Source organism: Streptomyces sp. W16 (assembly GCF_033194735.1).
GTDB lineage: Bacteria > Actinomycetota > Actinomycetes > Streptomycetales > Streptomycetaceae > Streptomyces.
Genome location: NZ_JAWOAI010001107.1, coordinates 1 through 1,177 on the forward strand (window position 1 = coordinate 1; position 1,177 = coordinate 1,177).

At 75.0% G+C, this 1,177-nt stretch carries 1 protein-coding gene; it reads right to left on the reverse strand.

Annotation, left to right across the window (positions count from 1 at the left end; translation table 11 throughout):
- Nucleotides 1-1,177 (reverse strand): penicillin acylase family protein (locus R6V09_RS53475; protein ID WP_317888602.1); only part of this gene is annotated, 1,177 nt, incomplete at both ends.

The following is a 1,177-nucleotide window of genomic DNA, read 5'->3' on the forward strand; positions in this document are numbered from 1 at the left end:
CGGCGAGCAGTTCGGCGATGCGGTCGGCGCGGTGGGGCGGGGCGAACTCGACGCCGAGAGGAGTGGCCGGGCCGCGCTGGTTGGCCATGACGGCGATGCCGTCGGCCAGTTGTCCGTGGGGCGGCTCGTGCCAGCCGTGCCACTCGTGGCCGGGTTCCCAGGCGGGGACGAGCCGGATGCGGTTGGCCTCGGCGCGCACCGGGACCTTGCCGGCCACCCGGTGCAGCAGTCCGCCGTCGGTGTCGGCGGCCTGGACGACGTTGACGGGCTCGGCCCAGTCGTCGAACGCGCGGTCCACGTCGGCTACTTGGCGCGCGCGGAGAAGGGGGAGCAAGGCGGTGAAGCCGAGGTCTTCGGTGACGCGGGGCGGGTAGCGCAGGCTGACGGCGAGGGGCGGGATGCCGGGCGGCCCGCTGACGCCTCCGTCCAGCCCCTCCGGCCCGCCGATGACGACCGGCCCGCGTTCGGTCTCGATGACCTCGACCTCGACGGGTTCCTCGCCCGCCACCTCGACCGTCTCCGTGTGCCGGGCCGCGCGCCGCCACACACCGTCCGGGCCGAGGGCCTCGACGCCCGCGCCGGTGCGGCGCAGGCGCTCCCGGTAGAGGTCCTGGTAGTCGGCCATCGCGTTGGTGATGGCCCAGGCGACCGTGCCGGTGTGGCCGAAGTGGGCGATGCCGGGGACGCCGGGCACGGCCAGGCCGACGACGTCGAACTCCGGGCAGGAGAGGTGGACTTGCTGGTAGACGCCGGGGTCCTCGATGAAGCGGTGCGGGTCGCCGGCGAGGACGGGCAGGCCGGTCGTGGTCCGGGCCCCGCTCACCAGCCAGCCGTTGCTGCCCGCGGTCCCGGGCCCGTCGGTGGCGAACAGGCCGACGGCGTCCGGCCCGAGGTGCCGTATCGCCTCCTCGCGCCACAGCTTGGCCGGGAACCCCGCGAAGAGGATGTGCGTGGCGAGCCAGACCCCGAGCGGGGTCCAGGGTTCCCAACGGCCGGGCGCGAACCCCGACTCGGCGAACTCGGGGGCTGAAGTCCCCTCACCCAGGCCTTCGTTGACACCGTCGACGTACGACCGCACCCAGCGGGCGGTCTCCGGGTCCCGCCGCTCCAGGGCGGCGAAACAGCGTCTCGCGGTGTCGTCGAGGCGGGCGCGGCGGGCGAAGAGGTCCCAGGGCAG